Annotated in this window: 2 pseudogenes; both read left to right on the forward strand. The window is 62.5% G+C overall.

The window, feature by feature from the left end:
- A pseudogene (locus A9D60_RS04920) lies at positions 1 to 514 on the forward strand (calcium-binding protein); the annotation flags it as partial.
- A gap of 154 nt (positions 515 to 668) precedes the next feature.
- Positions 669 to 903: pseudogene (locus A9D60_RS04925) on the forward strand (type I secretion system permease/ATPase); the annotation flags it as partial.

The raw sequence follows: 903 nt of genomic DNA on the forward strand, positions 1-903 counted from the left end.
GGGCAATGACACCCTGTACGGCGGCAACGGCAACGACTTCCTGAAAGGCGCCGAAGGCCGTGACCGGCTGACCGGCGGCGAAGGCAAGGATGTCTTCATTGTCGATCTGGAATGGGATGGCATCAGCTTCTCGTCCAATGACGGCAACGACACCATCCACGACTTCGACATCGATCAGGACCACGATGTGCTGCTCTACCGCATCACCAATGTGGGCGGCGGCCTCGGCACCTCGGCGCAGGATGCCTTCGGCGTGCTGAATGCCACTGCAACGGTCAGCGACAACGGCACCGACACCAATATCTCGGTGGGCGGCTCCAGCGTCGACCTGCTCGGCCTGACCGGCCGCGAGGCGCCGTTCACCTCGCTGGGCCAGGACGCCATCCCGATCGGCGGCGTCGGCATCAATGCCGTGACCACCGGCGATGCRGGCTCCTACGAGGCGATCCGCGTGCTGACGTCCGACAATGGCTTTGACGACAGCTACTCCAATATCTGGGGTCACGCTCTCTGAGCCATAGGAACGGCGGGCCCGGGGTCAGCCCCGGGCCCGTCCAGCCCTGGTTCAGGACAGCGATTTGGTCCCCGGCCAAGGATTGCATCCTTGGACCAGGGCGCTGTTCTCCAGAATTCATAACTTCAACGCGTGCAGCCGGGGGGCTACGACAATGAAGGTAAGACGGGTTTTTGACGGTCAACGGGGCGTGCTTGCCGCCATCTTCACAGCAAGCATCTTTGTGAACCTCTTAGTCCTGACAGCGCCGCTCTACATGCTGCAATTGTTTGCCCGGGTCATGGCCTCGGGCAGCATTCCAACCCTGATAGCCCTGACCACCGGCGCCTGCATCGCGCTGGTGTTCTTCTTTCTCTTCGACATGATCCGCCAGCGCCTGGTGGCGCGGC

This window comes from Leisingera sp. JC1, assembly GCF_001679925.1.
GTDB lineage: Bacteria > Pseudomonadota > Alphaproteobacteria > Rhodobacterales > Rhodobacteraceae > Leisingera.